At 64.8% G+C, this 16,866-nt stretch carries 17 protein-coding genes; 5 read left to right on the forward strand and 12 right to left on the reverse strand.

Going from position 1 to position 16,866, the window contains the following annotated elements:
• Positions 1–8: 8 nt before the first annotated feature.
• The 9 genes from ACVWW6_RS14650 to ACVWW6_RS14690 form a co-directional block, all read right to left on the reverse strand.
• Positions 9–986 carry a type II secretion system F family protein gene (locus tag ACVWW6_RS14650; protein WP_028173506.1) on the reverse strand — a complete coding sequence of 326 codons (978 nt, stop codon included), beginning with the start codon at positions 984–986 and terminating at the stop codon, positions 9–11.
• Positions 987–1,002: 16 nt separating this feature from the next.
• Positions 1,003–2,466 (reverse strand): CpaF family protein, encoded by a 1,464-nt coding sequence (locus ACVWW6_RS14655; protein WP_011084253.1) that lies wholly within the window; start codon positions 2,464–2,466, stop codon positions 1,003–1,005.
• A 21-nt stretch (positions 2,467–2,487) separates the two neighbouring features.
• On the reverse strand, positions 2,488–3,756 hold the full coding sequence (locus tag ACVWW6_RS14660) for an AAA family ATPase (protein ID WP_011084254.1): 1,269 nt from the start codon (positions 3,754–3,756) through the stop codon (positions 2,488–2,490).
• Complete coding sequence (locus ACVWW6_RS14665; protein WP_011084255.1) at positions 3,753–4,487, reverse strand: CpaD family pilus assembly protein; 735 nt, start codon at positions 4,485–4,487, stop codon at positions 3,753–3,755. Before ACVWW6_RS14665 ends, ACVWW6_RS14660 begins: the two co-directional genes overlap by 4 nt.
• A 20-nt stretch (positions 4,488–4,507) precedes the next feature.
• Positions 4,508–5,983 carry a type II and III secretion system protein family protein gene (locus tag ACVWW6_RS14670; RefSeq protein WP_028173504.1) on the reverse strand — a complete coding sequence of 492 codons (1,476 nt, stop codon included), beginning with the start codon at positions 5,981–5,983 and terminating at the stop codon, positions 4,508–4,510.
• Between the two features lie 11 nt (positions 5,984–5,994).
• Positions 5,995–6,795, reverse strand: a complete 801-nt coding sequence (gene cpaB, locus ACVWW6_RS14675; protein ID WP_028173503.1) for a Flp pilus assembly protein CpaB — start codon at positions 6,793–6,795, stop codon at positions 5,995–5,997.
• Positions 6,796–6,922: 127 nt separating this feature from the next.
• Positions 6,923–7,447, reverse strand: a complete 525-nt coding sequence (locus tag ACVWW6_RS14680; RefSeq protein ID WP_060909182.1) for an A24 family peptidase — start codon at positions 7,445–7,447, stop codon at positions 6,923–6,925.
• A 122-nt stretch (positions 7,448–7,569) separates the two neighbouring features.
• On the reverse strand, positions 7,570–7,716 hold the full coding sequence (locus ACVWW6_RS14685) for a hypothetical protein (protein ID WP_165448137.1): 147 nt from the start codon (positions 7,714–7,716) through the stop codon (positions 7,570–7,572).
• Between the two features lie 70 nt (positions 7,717–7,786).
• On the reverse strand, positions 7,787–7,951 hold the full coding sequence (locus ACVWW6_RS14690) for a Flp family type IVb pilin (RefSeq protein ID WP_011084259.1): 165 nt from the start codon (positions 7,949–7,951) through the stop codon (positions 7,787–7,789).
• A 265-nt stretch (positions 7,952–8,216) separates the two neighbouring features.
• On the opposite strand from ACVWW6_RS14690, the gene ACVWW6_RS14695 reads away from it, so the two are divergent.
• Positions 8,217–9,044: a sterol desaturase family protein gene (locus ACVWW6_RS14695; RefSeq protein WP_011084260.1), complete on the forward strand. Its 828-nt coding sequence runs from the start codon at positions 8,217–8,219 to the stop codon at positions 9,042–9,044.
• Between the two features lie 155 nt (positions 9,045–9,199).
• Positions 9,200–9,697, forward strand: coding sequence for a pilus assembly protein N-terminal domain-containing protein (locus tag ACVWW6_RS14700; RefSeq protein WP_011084261.1), 498 nt, complete (start codon positions 9,200–9,202; stop codon positions 9,695–9,697).
• Positions 9,698–9,796: 99 nt separating this feature from the next.
• Here the strand turns inward: ACVWW6_RS14700 and ACVWW6_RS14705 are convergent, their stop codons facing one another.
• The 3 genes from ACVWW6_RS14705 to ACVWW6_RS14715 all read right to left on the reverse strand — a co-directional run bounded on the left by ACVWW6_RS14705 (position 9,797) and on the right by ACVWW6_RS14715 (position 12,193).
• Entirely contained in the window at positions 9,797–10,009 is a 213-nt protein-coding gene (locus ACVWW6_RS14705) for a cold-shock protein (protein ID WP_011084262.1), read from the reverse strand.
• 277 nt (positions 10,010–10,286) lie between these two features.
• Complete coding sequence (gene infA, locus ACVWW6_RS14710; RefSeq protein ID WP_011084263.1) at positions 10,287–10,577, reverse strand: translation initiation factor IF-1; 291 nt, start codon at positions 10,575–10,577, stop codon at positions 10,287–10,289.
• Positions 10,578–10,600: 23 nt separating this feature from the next.
• Positions 10,601–12,193 carry a DEAD/DEAH box helicase gene (locus ACVWW6_RS14715; protein WP_161536621.1) on the reverse strand — a complete coding sequence of 531 codons (1,593 nt, stop codon included), beginning with the start codon at positions 12,191–12,193 and terminating at the stop codon, positions 10,601–10,603.
• 480 nt (positions 12,194–12,673) lie between these two features.
• Here ACVWW6_RS14715 and urtA point away from each other — a divergent pair, with 480 nt between their 5' ends.
• The 3 genes from urtA to urtC all read left to right on the forward strand — a co-directional run bounded on the left by urtA (position 12,674) and on the right by urtC (position 16,862).
• Complete coding sequence (urtA, locus tag ACVWW6_RS14720) at positions 12,674–14,002, forward strand: urea ABC transporter substrate-binding protein (protein WP_028173500.1); 1,329 nt, start codon at positions 12,674–12,676, stop codon at positions 14,000–14,002.
• Positions 14,003–14,088: 86 nt separating this feature from the next.
• On the forward strand, positions 14,089–15,696 hold the full coding sequence (gene urtB, locus ACVWW6_RS14725; RefSeq protein ID WP_456680929.1) for an urea ABC transporter permease subunit UrtB: 1,608 nt from the start codon (positions 14,089–14,091) through the stop codon (positions 15,694–15,696).
• Positions 15,693–16,862, forward strand: a complete 1,170-nt coding sequence (urtC, locus tag ACVWW6_RS14730) for an urea ABC transporter permease subunit UrtC (RefSeq protein WP_028173498.1) — start codon at positions 15,693–15,695, stop codon at positions 16,860–16,862. The genes urtB and urtC overlap by 4 nt, the downstream gene beginning before the upstream one ends.
• The last annotated feature ends 4 nt before the right edge of the window (positions 16,863–16,866 follow it).

Below are 16,866 nucleotides of genomic sequence, written 5' to 3' on the forward strand. Positions count from 1 at the left end.
CGCCACCGTCAGAAATCGAAGTTGATCATCTTCTTCATCACCATGATGCCGACCGACATCCAGACGACGCAGCCGACCAGCATGAGCTGCCCGGTAGGATGGGTCCACAGCAGGGAGATGTAGTGCGGCGTCGTGAGATAGACGAGAAACATCACGATCGGCGGCAGCGAGCCGATGATGGCGGCCGAAGCCTTGGCCTCCATCGACATCGCCTGGATCTTTTCCCTCATCTTCTTGCGGTCGCGCAGCACCTTGGAGAGGTTGCCCAGCGCTTCGGAGAGGTTGCCGCCCGACTTCTGCTGGATCGAGATGACGATGCCGAAGAAGTTGGCTTCCGGCAGCGGCATGCGATCGTAGAGGCGCGAGCAGGCTTCGCCGAGCGGCATGCCGATCGCCTGGGTCTCGATGATGGCCAGGAACTCGCTGCGCAGCGGCTCGGGCGAATCGGCAGCGACCACCTTGATCGATTCGAACAGCGGCAGGCCCGCCTTGATGCCGCGGACGATCACGTCGACGGCGTCGGGCAGCGCGGCCAGGAATTTGCTTTCGCGGCGCTTCTTCAGGAAGCTGAGTGCCCAGCGCGGCAAGCCGAAGCCGCCGGCGAAGGCTAGGCCGGCGCCGCCGAGCAGGCCGCCACCGACGAACATGGCGGCTACGAACAGCACGCCCGCCACGACGGCGGACACGATCCAGAATTTCTGCGGCGTCCAGTCCAGCCCCGCCTGCGACAGGCGGATGTTGAGCGGAACGCTCTTCTCCTGCTGACGTCGTGCCTCGAGATCCTTCAGCGAAGTCTCGACCTGCTCACGGCGTGAGCGCTGGCTCTTTTCGGTCTGCTTGGCCGCGGGCGCGTCGGCGCGCGCGATCGAGGCACGGCGGTTTTCCGCCTTCCGCTCCCCGGACAGCAACGGATAGAGGAAGACCCAGGCGATGCCGCCGACAGCGGCGGTGGCGAGGAAGGCGAGGGCGAGGACCTGCATGTTCATGGCGGCGCTGACCTGCTCACGTCGTTGGCGCCACTTCCGCCGCATCGAGTGCGGCGGCAAGGCGCTTCTCGTCGCCGTAATAGCGAGCGCGTTCCCAGAACTTCGGACGGCCGATGCCGGTCGAGCGGTGCCGCCCGATGATCTTGCCGTTGGCGTCCTCGCCGATCATGTCGTAGAGGAAGATGTCCTGGGTGATGATGGTGTCGCCTTCCATGCCCATCACCTCGGTGATGTGCGTGATGCGGCGCGAGCCGTCGCGCAGGCGCGCGGCCTGGACGATGACGTCGATCGAGGCGCAGATCATCTCGCGGATGGTCCGCGACGGCAGCGAGAAGCCGCCCATCGTGATCATGGATTCGCAGCGCGACAGCGCCTCGCGCGGGTTGTTGGCGTGCAGCGTGCCCATCGAGCCGTCATGGCCGGTGTTCATGGCCTGAAGCAGGTCGAACGCCTCGGGTCCGCGGACCTCGCCGACGATGATGCGTTCGGGGCGCATACGCAGGCAGTTGCGCACCAGCTCGCGCATGGTGATCTGGCCCTCGCCCTCGATGTTGGGCGGGCGGGTTTCGAGCCGCACCACGTGGGGCTGCTGGAGCTGAAGCTCGGCCGCGTCCTCGCAGGTGATGATGCGCTCGTCGTGCTCGATGTAGTTGGTGAGGCAGTTGAGCAGCGTGGTCTTGCCCGAGCCGGTACCGCCGGAGATCAGCACGTTGCAGCGGACGCGGCCGATGATCTGGAGAATCTCGGCGCCCTCCGGCGAGATTGCGCCGAACTTGACGAGCTGATCCAGGGTCAGCTTGTCCTTCTTGAACTTGCGGATGGTGAGTGCGGGCCCGTCGATCGACAGCGGCGGCACGATCGCGTTGACACGGGAGCCATCGGCAAGGCGCGCGTCGCAGATCGGCGAGGATTCGTCGACGCGCCGGCCGACCTGGCTGACGATGCGCTGGCAGATGTTGAGGAGCTGCTGGTTGTCGCGGAAGCGGATACCGGTGCGCTGGATCTTGCCGCCGACTTCGATGTAGACGGTGTTGGCGCCGTTGACCATGATGTCGGCGATGTCGTCGCGCGACAACAGCGGCTCCAGCGGGCCGTAGCCGAGCACGTCGTTGCAGATGTCGTCGAGCAGCTCTTCCTGCTCGGCGATCGACATCACGATGTTCTTGATCGCGATGATCTCGTTGACGATGTCGCGGATTTCCTCGCGGGCCGATTCCGAATCGAGCTTGGCGAGCTGGGCGAGGTCGATGGCCTCGATCAGCGCGCCGAAGATGGTCGCCTTGACCTCGTAGTAATTGTCCGAGCGGCGGGTTTCCATCGCCGGCGCAGGCCTCGCCGGGGCAAGCGGCGGCGAGGCGACGGCCGGCGGGGGCGGCGCGCGCGACACCGTCGGCGCCAGAGCCGGGGCAGGCTCTGGCGACACGGCGCCGGGCTTCGGGGCCCGAAGGTCGGTGTCTGTTCCGCTACGCTTACCAAACACTTAACGACTCCATGCGGCGGCTTATTTTCCCCGCAACTTATCAATCAGGGGTGAAAGCAGGGACGACTTTTGTTTCTTCGTTTCGCTGCGGCCGGTCAGGCGCTGGGCGATCTGGAGGAACATCTCGATCGATTTGTGGTTGGCGGAGATCTCCGCGATCATCTGGCCGTTGTTGGCCGCCGAGCCGAAGATCTGCGGCTCGAACGGGATCGAGACGACCGGCTGGCTCTCGATCGCCTTGGCGAACTCCGTAGCGGCGATTTCGGGACGTTTCGGCACTCCGACCTGGTTCAGGCAGTAGAGCGGCGGCCGGTCGTTGGGGCGCGAGGCCTTCAGCAGGTCGAACAGGTTCTTGGTATTGCGCAAATTGGCGAGGTCGGGTGCCGCCACGATCAGGATGTCGTCCGCACCGATCAGAGCGCGCTTGGTCCAGCCCGACCATTGGTGCGGGATGTCGAGCACGATGCAGGGCATGGTGGAGCGCAGCGTGTCGAACACGGAATCGAAGGCGTCGGTGCCGAAATCATAGACCCGGTCCAGCGTCGCCGGCGCCGCCAGCAGGCTGAGGTGGTCGGTGCATTTCGACAGCAGGCGGTCGATGAAGGCGGTATCGACGCGATCGGGCGAGAACACGGCGTCCGCAATGCCCTGCGGAGGGTCCTGGTTGTAGTCGAGCCCGGCGGTGCCGAAGGCGAGGTCGAGATCGGCGACGACCGCGTCCATCGCGAGGTCGCGCGCGATCGCCCAGGCGACGTTATGGGAGATGGTGGACGCGCCGACGCCGCCCTTGGCGCCGACCACGGCGATGATGCGGCCGACCGCCTTGGCTTCCGGCGCGGAGAACAGGTTGCAGATCGAGCGCACGACGTCGATCGCGCCAACCGGCGCGAGCACGTAGTCGCTGACGCCGCGGCGCACCAGCTCGCGATAGAGCATGACGTCGTTGATGCGGCCGATCACGACCACGCGGGTGCCGGCGTCGCAGACGGTGGCGAGCTGGTCGAGCCCGCCCAGGAGGTCGTTGCGGCCGTCGCTCTCGAGCACGATCACGTTCGGCGTGGGCGCCGAGCGGTACGCTTCGACCGCAGCCGCCATGCCGCCCATCTGGATCTTCAGGTGGGCCTTGCCGAGACGGCGATCCTCGCCGGCCGACTGTACCGCGGCAGCAGTTTCCACGGTCTCGCAGAAGGCCTGGACCGAGACGCGCGGCGCAGGCGCGATATGCTCCTCGGCCGGCGGCGGAGCTGCTTCGGGCTGCTCTTCGTGTGTTTGCCTGGCGTAGCTGATCATTTGCCGGTGTCGCTGAGTTTGGCCCTGTCGGCCTCAGGATAGGAGACCGCCGTCGGTACTCCCTTGCGATACTTCTCGAACGCGGCGGTGCGCCGTGTCGTATAGGAAGGTGTCTCCGGCCGCGGCTGCTCGAGGTCCGAGGGATTGTCGACCATGGCTGCGAGGTTGCGCTGATAGGCGCAGCCGTAATTGTAGTATTCCTTGTTCTCGAACCAGCCCTTGTTCTTCATCGAGGGGCCGATGTCCTCCGGCCACAGGCCGCAGGGGCCCGCGACTGCGGCGATCTTGGAATAGGTCAGCCGGATCGGCGGCAGGAAGCGCTTGTCTTCCGGCTGGTAGGGGCGGGCGATGATGCCGCGCGGCGGAACGCCCGCCGCCGCCAGCATCGCCTGGATCTCACGCATCGACTCCGCGACCGGACGCGCGTTGGGCGTGCCGGACGGCGCGTCGATGTGGATGGCGCCGGTGCCCTCATGCAGCCAGGCCGATGCCAGGCCCATCACGTCGGCGCGCTGGGCCGCGGTCAACCCGCCGCGGGCGTGGCCGACGAAGACGACGATCGAGCGGTTCTGCTCCTCGATCGCGATCGGATGACGCTGCTTGTAGCTGTCGGGAATGGAGGCGGTGACCGCTTCGTCGTGCTGGCAGCCGCCGAGCGCAAGCCCGATGCCGACGAGCGCGCCACCGAAGCCGATGGCGCCTCTGCGAATCTGGGGTGGTCTTGTGGTCATAACGAAGTCCCCGTTCCGCCTTAGTCGGTGATGAAGCCGTAGGTGCCGCGGTAGTTCCGGCCCGGCTCGGTCCGGCCAGGCACGCCGTAGATGCGGTTGATGTTGCCGAGCAGCTCGACCTGCGGATCGGCAGGCGCGGAGAATCCGTCATCCGGCCGCGACAGGTCCTTTTGCGCCACTGCGCGAACGATATAGGGCGTCACGATCACGACCAGCTCGGTCGCGTTGTTGACGAAGTCGCGGCTGCGGAACAGCGTGCCGAGGATCGGAAGCTGCATCAGGCCCGGCAGCCCGCTGACCGCCTGCTTGGTCTGCTGCTGGATCAGGCCGGCCATCGCCATCGCGCCGCCGGAGGGAATCTCCAGCGACGTCTCCGCCCGGCGGGTCTTGATCGAAGGCACCGTGAGCGAGTTCACCGACGTCGAGGTCACGGCCTGCGACAGCGTGATCGCATTCTCGTTCGACAGTTCCGAGACCTCGGTCATCACCCGCAGGCTGATCTTGCCCTCGGTCAGCACCACGGGCGTGAAGTTGAGCGAGATGCCGAACTTCTTGAAGCTGATCTGGGTTGTACAGACATGCGTCGTGGGGTCGCACGCATAGCCCGCCGGTACCGGGAATTCACCGCCGGCGATGAAGGTCGCCGACTCGCCGGAGATCGCGGTCAGGTTCGGCTCGGCCAGCGTCCGGATCACGCCGGCGGTCTCCATCGCGCGCAGGGTGGCCTGCACCGACGGCGTCGCGCCGAACTTCGTGGTCAGACTGTTGCCGTCCACCAGATTTTTGCCAAGAGCGGTGAACGGGTTGGAGTTGCTGAAAGTCACCACCGATGTGCCGTAGTTGAGGTTGGCGGTGAGGTCGATGCCGAGCTGCTTGACGATGCTGCGCGCGACTTCGGCGACTGTCACCTTGAGCATGACCTGGTCGCGGCCGCGGACCACGATCGAGTTCACGACCTTGTCGGCGCCGCCGGCGAGGCGCGCGGCGAGATCGTTGGCCTGCTGCGCCTCCATCGGATTCGCCGCCGTGCCGGTCAGCACGATGCCTTCGCCGAGGCCGTCGATCTGGATGTCGGAATTGGGCAGGATCTGCTTCAGCGCGGCGCGCACGCCGTTGAGGTCGCGCTTGACCGCGATGTCATAGGCCGCGATCTGCTGGCCGGCGGAATCGAAGAACACGATGTTGGTCTGCCCGACCGCGGCGCCGATGATGTAGGCGCGCTGCGACGAGCGGACCACCGCATTGGCGATCTTGGGGTCGGCGACCAGCACATCCTTGATGTCGCGCGGAAGGTCGATCACGATGGACTTGCCGACGCCGAGCGAGAGGAAGCGCGCGTTCATCTGGCCGTCGGCCGCGACCGGCGCTGCGGGGCGGTAGTCGGCGGCGACCACGGGGGTCAGTGCCGGGTTGAGCACCAGCGCGAGGGCGGCCGAAAACGACAGGGCGCGGACCATTGAGGTTCGCATCGTCGCCAAATCTGCCCTGCATTTCATATCGACTGACCTCATCGTGCCTTCGCCGTCGAGCTTGGGATACCGTAGCGAATGATCGAAACGCCATCGCGCCTCTGTGCGGAATCATCGAGCGTGATCTCGCTCATCTTGACGTCGACGATGCTGCGCAGCGCCAGCGACAGCGTGCCGCTCTGGCGCGCGGCGGAAAGCGTCGCCGTCTGCGTGGGGTTGAGCTCGAGGGTGGCGGTCTTGCCGACCACCGTATTCTGGCCGTCCTTCTCCTTCGGCGCCTGGTCGATGGCCAGGACGCGGATGTTGGCCAGGATGATCTCGGACGTGACGATGTCGGGGGCGCCGTTGCTCGGGTCCGGGTTCTTGAGGCGGCGCGTCAGAAGCACGTCGACGCGATCGTTGGGCAGGATGAAGCCGCCTGCGCCGGTCTCCGGCGAGATCTCGGTCGAGATCGCGCGCATGCCGGTGGGCAGGATTGCCGCCATGAAGCCGGAGCCTTCGGCCTTGACCAGCTTCTGGTCGCGGATCGGCTCACCCTGGATGAAGGGGGCGCGCGCGATCGAACCGGTCACCTGGGTCACACCCTCGGGGCGCTCGTTGCGGCGGATGAAGGTGGCGCTGGCGGTCGCGGCCGGCCAGGTCTGCCATTGCACGTCTTCCGGTTTCACGGTCTGGCCGAGGCCGATGTCGTTCTTGGCCACCAGCACGTCGACGGTTGGAAGCTGCGCGACCGGAGCCGCCGGAGGCGGCGCAGAATTGTCCGAGCCGCTCGCCAGGTACGCGGCGACACCGCCGGCGCAGATGGCGACCGTCAGGACGACAATGCGTGCCCTATTCATACGCTTCACTTTCCAACAAACGCCGCGACGCAGCCGCCGCCGTAATCGGCAGTTGACCAGCTATTCGTCAAAGCATGGTTAATGAGGCGTATCTAAATCGCCTTAACGCCTGGTTTACCCGGAGCGTTCAACGCAGTGCGAGATGAGCGAGGTCGATCGCCTTCACCCACTCGGTTTCCGGGTAGACCATCAGCGCGCTCAGTGCGAGCGCGATGCCATAGGGAATGCCGCTCTCCTTGGCGTGCAGTCGCGCAAGCCAGGCCTGGCCCGCGAGGCCGTAGGGCAGCGGCCATTGCCGGAACTGGAGCAGGAGCAGCGTCAGCGCTCCGCCGAACAGCGAGGCGTAGAGCAGGAAGTTCATCAATGGCGCGAAGCCGAACCAGAGCGCGACGGAGGCCGCGACCTTGGCGTCGCCGCCGCCGACCCAGCCCATCGCAAAACAGGTGAAGGCCACGACCAGGACAAGCGCGCCGGCGCCGACATGGCCCAGCATCTCGTAAGGTGCCATGCCACCGGAGAGGGCGAGCGCGAAGAAGCCTGCGACCAGCGCCAGCGAGACGCGGTTCGAGATCGTCATCGTGAAGAGATCGCTCGCGGCGGCGAACGCCATCAGGGCCGGGAAGAGCAGAAGGCGCGCAAGGTCGAGGATCATGGGCTGCGTCTTGAGGCCTGGGTTCGTCGCGATATCTGGCGTCGCCCGATGCTACCCGGCAGAGCTAAACAAACCGACAACGGCGGCTGTGGCCTTGACAGGGCGGATCGCGCGAGGAGTGCTCACCAGAGGCTGGCAATGCGCGCGGCGAGTGCGAGCGTCGCAAGCAGCAGTGCAAGGCAGACCCAGTAGGCCGGCGAGCCGGTCTGCGCCGCCTCCGCCTCGCTCGCCGCAACCGCGGCATCGGTTCTGTACTTGCGTAACGCCACTGGAACTCGCCGTACTCAGAAAAACAAAGGCCCCGGATGTCCGGGGCTTTTGCCGTCGCCTGTCGGTCGCTTACTTCAGCGAGGTGCTGATCGAGGTGAACTTGGTGTTCAGCGTGCTGCCGAGGTTGTTGACGACGGTGATGATGGCCAGCGCGATGCCGGCGGCGATCAGGCCGTATTCGATGGCGGTGGCGCCGGATTCATCCTTGGCGAAACGCGCAATCAGGTTCTTCATGAACAAACTCCATCTGGGGTTGGATCGCCTCGTTCGGCGCTGTCTTTGACGCTATGAGCATGAAAGCCGAGCTCTTTCGGTAGAGTTAATTCGATCGTGCAAACCCGATCCCTGCGCGATGCTTTTGCCCAGAGTGAATTTCGCCTTAAGGCCCGCTGGAATTCGCTGCGGTTCTAACGTACCGCAAGTGCGTCGCCGGCTTCACCCTCCCTTAAATTTCGCGGAGTAGGCGTAGGAGGACCAGCAATCCGGAAGAGAGGCGACGATGTCGAGCCTGCCCATGCAAGTCGCCCTGATGCTCGGCGAGACCATCGCGAAGGTGGTCCCCATCACCCTCGCGCTCGCGGCGGTCTTCACCGTGCTCGAGCATTTCTGGGCCTGCAATCCCGGCACGCCCTGGTGGCGCAAGCGGGAGATCGTCACCGACATCTGCTATTGGTTCTTCGTTCCGGTGTTCGCCCGCACCATGCGGATCGGGCTCTTGATCGTCGGCGCGAGTCTCCTCTTCAACATCCACGATGCCGACGGTCTCATCGCCTTCTACGACAATGGCCACGGCCCGCTGGCGCTATTGCCGCTCTGGGCCCAGGCTGTCCTCTTCCTGGTCCTGTCGGATTTCATGCTGTACTGGCTGCACCGGTTGTTCCACGGCGGCGAGTTCTGGAAGTATCACGCGATCCATCACTCCTCGGAGGAGATCAGCTGGATTTCGGCGGCCCGCTTCCATCCCGTCAATCTCGTGCTCGGCTCGATCGGGGTCGACGTCGTGCTGCTGATGGCCGGCATTTCCCCGAATGTCATGATCTGGCTTGCCCCGTTCACGACCTTCCACTCGGCCTTCGTGCACGCCAATCTGAACTGGACCTTCGGACCGTTCAAATACGTGCTGGCGACGCCGGTATTCCACCGCTGGCACCACACCTCGCTCGAGGAGGGCGGCGACACCAATTTCGCCGGGACCTTCCCGCTCTGGGACGTGCTGTTCGGCACCTTCCGCATGCCGGAGGGGCAACTGCCGCAGGATTACGGCAAGGACGAAGCGACCATGCCCAGGGAGATCGCGGGCCAGCTCGCTTATCCGTTCCGCCGCTAGCACGACCGCGAGGACCTTAAAACGCCAGTCCGCTCAAACAATAGTCGGCGAATTTGCGGAACGTTCACGAATTGAGGGCAAGTTAGCGCGGTCGGGCGCCGGCTCCGCTGTATTGAATCGCTTCTGCCGGTTTGTGACGTCCCGGGGGTAAGAGTATGCGTAAAGAACTGCTGCGCCGTCATGCGCGCGTGTGTCTTCTGGTTGCGGCCGCGGTGCTGGCATCGCCGGCTGCCGGTCTTGCCGAATCCACCGCCGATACCATCGCCGTCAATGTCGACCAGGCCAAGCTGGTCCGGCTGCCCGGCAAGGTTGCGACCATCGTGGTCGGCAATCCCCTGATCGCCGACGTCACGCTGCAGCCCGGTGGCATGATCGTCGTGACCGGGAAGGGCTACGGCGCCACCAACTTCATCGCGCTCGACAGGGGCGGCGAGATCCTGGTCGACCGCCAGATCCAGGTCGAAGGTCCGAGCGACCGGCTCGTCACCGTCTACCGCGGGGTCGAGCGTGAGTCCTATAGCTGCATGCCGATTTGCCAGCGTCGCGTGACGCTGGGCGATAGCGACAACTTCTTCAACACCACGATGAGTCAGGCCGGTTCGCTGAGCAGCAATGCCAGCGGCAACGCCGGCGCGGGCGCCAAGACCAACTAGCAAGACCGCCCGGTTCTTCGAACATGAAAAAAGGCCGTGCGTCGCGCACGGCCTTTTCTGTTGCGTTGGCTCGTTCGCGCGAGCCGAAGCTCCGTCGGCTCAGCCGGCGGAGCGAAGATTGTCGGCGGCCGACTTGCCGGACCGGCGATCGGCAACGATCTCGTAGGAGATCTTCTGGCCTTCGCGCAGCGTGCCGAGGCCGGCGCGCTCGACAGCGCTGATGTGCACGAACACGTCCTTGCCGCCGTCGTCGGGCTGGATGAAGCCAAAGCCCTTGGTCGCGTTAAACCACTTCACGGTTCCCATGCTCACGGGGGTAGTTCCTTCTCAGATAACACAATGTAAGAGCCCGCTCGCGCGGGCAGGTTAGATCGAATTTCTGGAAGGGTCGTCAGCGTGTCTGAACCGGCTGTACCGGTGGATGCCAATGTCGTCCGGCCGAAAATCGATTAATTCATTTTATTGGAAATGGGGCTTCAAAACAATCCTGACGCGCACGATTTTTTGATCCGCCGCGATGTGCGCGGCAGATCAGCATACAGGTCAGCATTTCGATTCCGCGCTTGCGCGCGGAATCGTCGTTCGCCGCCTAGCGGCGGCGGAACTGGCCACCGCGCTGCGCGCCACCCCGCGGCGGTCCGCCGGATGTTGCGGGACGTTCGTCCTTGTGGCGGAAAATCAGCCGGCCCTTCTCGAGATCGTAGGGCGACATCTCCACCGTCACGCGATCGCCCGCGAGCGTCTTGATGCGGTTCTTCTTCATCTTGCCGGCGGTGTAGGCAACGATCTCGTGCCCGGCGTCGAGCTGCACGCGGTAGCGGGCGTCGGGGAGGATTTCGGTGACCAGTCCTTCGAACTGGATCAGCTCTTCCTTAGCCATGAATGTCTCCAGGTCGTGGACGGCTAGTGCGAATAGGGTTTGCGAGTTGGTTGGCCCATCGGCCGACTGTCCCGGCGCAAAAAGGCAACGCCTTGTATCCCATCAGGCGTCCCAGCGCTATGCGCGGAACGCTGTTCAGGGCGGTCGGTTTGCGAAGAGTGCATCTTGCCGCCGGAGCGGCGGCGACGAGACCCCTTTGAGGCCTTCGGGCCGCTGCCGGGCCTTCCGTCGACGTGGCGCGCGTCGCCATGCCGGCCTTCACCGGGCCGTCCATCACCCTGCTTGCCGGCGCTGTGGTGGCGTCCGTCGCCGTGCCTTTCGTCGGTACGCCGTCCGTCACCGTGGCGCTCACCATGCCTTGCGCCTTGCGGACGCTGGCCCGGGCGGCCCGGCCGGCCCTGTCGTTGCTGCGACGGGGGCGGACCCGCATCGCGGCGGCCGGCATCGGTGCGGAGGTCTTCGCGCGGCAGCGCCACCTTGATCAGCCGCTCGATGTCGCGGAGATAGCTGAGCTCCTCGCCGCCTGCGACCAGCGAGATCGCGGTGCCTTCGGCGCCGGCGCGCGCGGTGCGGCCGATGCGGTGGACGTAAGTCTCGGGCACGTTGGGCAGGTCGAAATTGATGACGTGGGTGATGCCGTCGACATCGATGCCACGGGCGGCGATGTCGGTGGCGACCAGCGTGCGGATGTCGCCGGAGCGGAACTGGGCGAGCGTGCGCTCGCGATGGTTCTGCGACTTGTTGCCGTGGATGGCGCTGGCGGCGATGCCGGCCTTCTCGAGCGTCTTCACGACCTTGTCGGCGCCGTGCTTGGTGCGGGTGAAGACCAGCGCGCGGTTGATCGGCTCGTCCTTCAGGAGCTTGGTCAGGAAGGCGGGCTTGGCCGAGAAGTCGACCTGGAGGATACGCTGGTTGATGCGCTCGGCGGTCGAGGAGACCGGGGTCACCGCGACACGGGCCGGATCACGCAGCATGGAGTCGGCGAGCTCGGCGATGTCCTTGGGCATGGTGGCCGAGAAGAACAGCGTCTGCCGCTTGATCGGCAGCTTGGCGACGATCTTCCGGATGTCGTTGATGAAGCCCATGTCGAGCATGCGGTCGGCCTCGTCGAGCACGAGGAATTCGACGCTGCCAAGCTTCAGCCCGTTGCTCTGCACGAGGTCGAGCAGGCGGCCGGGGGTGGCGACCAGCACTTCGACACCCTGCATCAGCGAGCGGACCTGGCGGCCCATCGGCACGCCGCCGATGGCGAGCGTCGAGGACAGGCGGATGTGGCGGCCATAGGCGTTGAAGCTGTCGAGGATCTGGCCGGACAGCTCGCGGGTGGGCGACAGAACCAGGACGCGGGCCGTCTTCGGCTGCGGCTTGATGCGGTGCTCGAGCAGGCGATGCAGGATCGGCAGCGCGAAGGACGCGGTCTTGCCGGTGCCCGTCTGGGCGATGCCGACGACGTCGCGGCCGGTCAACGCCGTGGGGATGGTCTGGGCCTGGATGGGGGTGGGGGTGACGTAATTCTCTTCGGAGAGAGCGCGAGCGATCGGTTCGGCGAGGCCGAAGTCCTGAAACGAAGTCAAAAGATGGGTTCTTTCCATGTCAAAAGCGGGCGCCCGGCGCATTCAGCGCGGCGCGCGCAAACGGGTGTCGAGAAGACACCTGCGTGTTTGGGGTGTCGGATGGCTTGGGAGATATGGGGCAAGCCAGAGGCCCGTAGAGGGCTTAAGAACACGCGGCTCGCAACGACCCCTTGATTCGCAAGAGGTCTCGACCGTCATATGGAACATTGAGCGGGCGCTTTCAAGGCAGGCTGGCCCTAAACGGCGATTGCAGTGCAGAAATAGTTATGCCGGAAATTTAGACAGAGGCGTCATTTTGCTCAATAAACGAACTGTCTGCCGCATTAGAATACAATTTCTTTGCACAAATCTTGAGCAATTAGCTCTCGGCGAAACTTCGATTTTTGCTAGATTATAAAGCAAAATCAATGCCTTGGTGCGTGTCTAGCCCATGGCATGGTTCTTGCGATTCCGTTAATCGCAGGCGGCCGTGGGGCCGTTTCGCAGCGTTTTTCACGTCTGCGTCAGGGAGATGATACACAAATGCGCACCAAATCCACTCACGATATAGCGGCGTCATTTAGCCGCCGCGGCGTGCTCGCCGCGACCGCCGGACTGATGCTCGGTCTGGCCTCCATTTCCGGCGCGAAGGCCGCGGACGACACCATCAAGGTCGGTGTGCTTCACTCTCTCTCCGGCACCATGGCCATCAGCGAAACCACGCTGAAGGACACCATCCTCTTCCTGATCGACGAGCAGAACAAGAAGGGCGGCGTGCTCGGCAAGAAGCTCGAAGCCGTCGTCGTCGACCCTGCTTCGAACTGGCCGCTGTTCGCCGAGAAGGCGCGCGAGCTGATCACCAAGGACAAGGTCTCGGTCGTGTTCGGCTGCTGGACCTCGGTGTCGCGCAAGTCGGTGCTCCCGGTCTTCAAGGAGCTGAACAACATCCTGTTCTACCCCGTGCAGTACGAGGGCGAGGAGAGCGAGCGCAACGTGTTCTACACGGGTGCTGCGCCGAACCAGCAGGCGATCCCCGCCGTCGACTATTTGATGAAGGACGAGAAGGTGAAGCGCTGGGTGCTCGCGGGCACCGACTACGTCTATCCGCGCACCACCAACAAGATCCTGGAAGCCTATCTGAAGTCGAAGGGTGTCGCCCAGGAAGACATCATGATCAACTACACGCCGTTCGGTCACTCCGACTGGCAGACGATCGTGGCCGACATCAAGAAGTTCGGCTCGGCCGGCAAGAAGACCGCGGTGGTCTCGACCATCAACGGCGACGCCAACGTTCCCTTCTACAAGGAGCTCGGCAACCAGGGTATCAAGGCGAAGGACATCCCGGTGGTCGCGTTCTCGGTGGGTGAGGAAGAGCTCGCCGGCATCGACACCAAGCCGCTGGTCGGCCATCTCGCCGCCTGGAACTACTTCGAGTCGATCAAGACCAAGGACGGATCGAACGAGAAGTTCATCAAGGACTGGCAGGCCTACACCAAGAACCCGAAGCGTGTGACCAACGACCCGATGGAAGCGCACGTGATCGGCTTCAACATGTGGGTGAAGGCGGTCGAGAAGGTCAAGTCGACCGATCCGGACAAGGTGATCGACGCGCTTCCCGGCATCGAGGCGCCGAACCTGACCGGTGGCGTGTCGAAGATGCTGCCGAACCACCACATCACCAAGCCGGTGTTCATCGGCGAGATCAAGGGCAACGGCCAGTTCGACGTGGTCTGGAAGACCCCGGGTCTTGTCGCGGGCGATGCCTGGTCGAAGGAGCTCGACGGCTCCAAGGACCTGATCGGCGATTGGGTCGGCAAGAAGTGCGGCAACTTCAACACCAAGACCAACAAGTGCCTGGGTTCGGGCTCCTGATCCGGGCCTGACCGTATCTTGCACGCGACCGGAGAGGGCGGCGATCCCGCCGCCTTCTCCACTCATTTCTGCCGGGGTCATTCACAGTGCCAGCTAATTTGTCCGCCCGCCTCTGTTCGCTCCTGCTCTCGTTGTTCCTGATCGCGTTCGCACTGCCGGCCTTCGCCGGTCCGTTCGAGGATGCGGTCGCCAAATTCGCCAACGATGATTATTCCGACACGGAAGAGGCGATCGGCGTGGTCGCGAGCAGCGGCAATCCGCTGGCCTTCCCCATCATCAGCGCGCTCCAGGACGGCCGCCTCATGGCCGATCCGGACAGCAAGAAGGTTTACGTCACCGGCACCGACGGCAAGTCGATCGATGCCGCGACCGGCCAGGCGGTGGCCAGCGTTCCCGACAGTGCGAGCGCGGTCCGCCTCAACAACCGTCTTCGCCGCAGCGTCGATGCCGCGGTCGGCAGCCTGACGCTTCAGTCGCCGGACGTCGGAACGCGCCTCCAGGCCGCGCAATCCGTCTTCAAGTCGCATGAGGAGACCGCGCTCGACGCCGTCGATGCCGCGCTCGCCAAGGAAACCAACAAATCAGTCAAGGCTACGCTCGGCGAAGCCCGCGCGGCGATCCTGCTGTTCAAGCCGGACGCCACCGAGGTCGAGAAGCTCGAGGCCGTCGCCACCCTCAGGGCGCGCGGCGACCAGGAGGCGATGGCGCTGCTCACCGGCATGGGCGACCAGCCGGCCTCGGTGACCAAGGCCGCCGCGAGTGCGATCGGCTCGATCCAGAGTTCGCTCGCGGTCTGGTCCACGGTGCAGAATGCCTGGTACGGCCTCTCGCTCGGCTCAGTGCTGCTGCTCGCGGCGATCGGGCTCGCCATCACCTTCGGCGTGATGGGCGTCATCAACATGGCCCACGGCGAAATGGTGATGTTAGGGGCCTACACCACCTTCGTGGTGCAGGAGGTGATCCGCACCCGCTATCCCGGCCTGTTCGACTATTCCTTGCTGATCGCCGTGCCGCTGGCCTTTCTCGTCGCCGGCGCGATCGGCGTGTTGATCGAGCGCAGCATCATTCGCTTCCTCTACGGCCGTCCGCTGGAGACGCTGCTGGCGACCTGGGGCCTGTCGCTGGTGCTCCAGCAGGCGGTCCGCACCATGTTCGGCCCGACCAACCGCGAGGTCGGCAACCCCTCCTGGATGAGCGGCGCCTTCGAGCTCGGCCAGATCACCATTACCTATAACCGGCTCTGGATCCTCTGCTTCACGCTCGCCGTGTTCGCGATCCTGCTCGCGATGCTGCGCTACACCGCGCTGGGCCTGGAGATGCGCGCGGTGACGCAGAACCGGCGCATGGCGGCCTCGATGGGCATCGCCACCTCGCGCGTCGACGCGCTCACCTTCGGCCTCGGTTCGGGCATTGCCGGCATCGCCGGCGTGGCGCTGTCGCAGATCGACAATGTCAGCCCCAATCTCGGCCAGAGCTACATCATCGACAGCTTCATGGTCGTGGTGTTCGGCGGGGTCGGCAATCTCTGGGGCACGCTGGTCGGCGCCTTCACGCTCGGCATCGCCAACAAGTTCCTGGAGCCGGTCGCCGGCGCCGTGCTCGGCAAGATCGCCATCCTGGTTCTCATCATCCTTTTCATTCAAAAGCGGCCGCGCGGCCTGTTCGCGCTCAAGGGCCGTGCGGTGGAAGCATGACCCCTCACATGCTGACGCGATCGCTGGACCGCAGCGCGACGATCTTCCTGCTGGTTGTCGCCGCGCTGGGCGTGCTAATCCCGTTGTCCAACCTGCTGCTGCCCGCGGGCTCGTTCCTGCAAGTGCCGACCTATCTGGTCGCGCTCTGGGGCAAATATGTCTGCTACGCCGTCCTGGCGCTCGCGATCGACCTGATCTGGGGCTATTGCGGCATCCTCTCGCTCGGCCACGGGGCTTTCTTCGCGCTCGGCGGCTACGCGATGGGCATGTACCTGATGCGGCAGATCGGCACCCGCGGCGTCTACGGCAACCCTATCCTGCCAGACTTCATGGTGTTCCTGAACTATTCGAAGCTGCCCTGGTACTGGTACGGCTTCGACATGTTCTGGTTCGCCGCGCTGATGGTGCTGGTCGTGCCGGGCCTGCTCGCCTTCTGCTTCGGCTGGCTCGCCTTTCGCTCTCGCGTCACCGGCGTGTATCTGTCGATCATCACGCAGGCGATGACCTATGCGCTGCTGCTCGCCTTCTTCCGCAACGATTTCGGCTTCGGCGGCAACAACGGCCTGACCGACTTCAAGGACATTTTGGGCTTCAACGTGCAGGCGGAAGGGACTCGCGCCGCGCTGTTCGCGCTGAGCTGCCTGGCGCTGATCCTGGGCTTCCTGGTCTGCCGCGCCATCGTCTCGTCCAAGCTCGGCAAGGTGCTGATCGCGGTGCGTGATGCGGAATCGCGCACCCGCTTCCTCGGCTACCGGGTCGAATCCTACAAGCTGTTCGTGTTCACGGTGTCGGCCTGCATGGCCGGCGTTGCCGGCGCGCTCTACGTGCCGCAGGTCGGCATCATCAATCCGAGCGAATTCGCGCCGGGCAATTCGATCGAGGCGGTGATCTGGGTCGCGGTCGGCGGCCGCGGCACGCTGGTCGGCGCGGCGCTCGGCGCCGTCGTCGTCAACTATGCCAAGACGTTCTTCACCTCTGGCATGCTGGCGCCGTACTGGCTGTTCATGCTCGGCGCGCTGTTCATCCTGGTGACGCTGCTGCTGCCCAAGGGCATCGTCGGCACCTTCAACGCCTGGTGGGACGCGTCGAAAGAGAAACGCCCCGCCGCGACAACGGCGAGCGCCGCGGCCGAGGACGGCGTCACCGAACCCAAGATGGCGGAGTAGGCGC

The organism is Bradyrhizobium sp. USDA 3311, from assembly GCF_054062495.1.

Bases quoted from the DNA above. Each gene is read 5' to 3' on its own strand.
- ACVWW6_RS14665 (WP_011084255.1), bottom strand. From the start codon at position 4,487: ATGACCACAAGACCACCCCAGATTCGCAGAGGCGCCATCGGCTTCGGT.
- ACVWW6_RS14715 (WP_161536621.1), bottom strand. From the start codon at position 12,193: ATGCGCCGGGCGCCCGCTTTTGACATGGAAAGAACCCATCTTTTGACT.
- urtC (WP_028173498.1), top strand. From the start codon at position 15,693: ATGACCCCTCACATGCTGACGCGATCGCTGGACCGCAGCGCGACGATC.
- ACVWW6_RS14670 (WP_028173504.1), bottom strand. From the start codon at position 5,983: ATGAAATGCAGGGCAGATTTGGCGACGATGCGAACCTCAATGGTCCGC.
- ACVWW6_RS14660 (WP_011084254.1), bottom strand. From the start codon at position 3,756: ATGATCAGCTACGCCAGGCAAACACACGAAGAGCAGCCCGAAGCAGCT.
- ACVWW6_RS14680 (WP_060909182.1), bottom strand. From the start codon at position 7,447: ATGATCCTCGACCTTGCGCGCCTTCTGCTCTTCCCGGCCCTGATGGCG.
- cpaB (WP_028173503.1), bottom strand. From the start codon at position 6,795: ATGAATAGGGCACGCATTGTCGTCCTGACGGTCGCCATCTGCGCCGGC.
- ACVWW6_RS14690 (WP_011084259.1), bottom strand. From the start codon at position 7,951: ATGAAGAACCTGATTGCGCGTTTCGCCAAGGATGAATCCGGCGCCACC.
- ACVWW6_RS14695 (WP_011084260.1), top strand. From the start codon at position 8,217: ATGTCGAGCCTGCCCATGCAAGTCGCCCTGATGCTCGGCGAGACCATC.
- infA (WP_011084263.1), bottom strand. From the start codon at position 10,577: ATGGCTAAGGAAGAGCTGATCCAGTTCGAAGGACTGGTCACCGAAATC.
- ACVWW6_RS14700 (WP_011084261.1), top strand. From the start codon at position 9,200: ATGCGTAAAGAACTGCTGCGCCGTCATGCGCGCGTGTGTCTTCTGGTT.
- urtA (WP_028173500.1), top strand. From the start codon at position 12,674: ATGCGCACCAAATCCACTCACGATATAGCGGCGTCATTTAGCCGCCGC.
- ACVWW6_RS14650 (WP_028173506.1), bottom strand. From the start codon at position 986: ATGAACATGCAGGTCCTCGCCCTCGCCTTCCTCGCCACCGCCGCTGTC.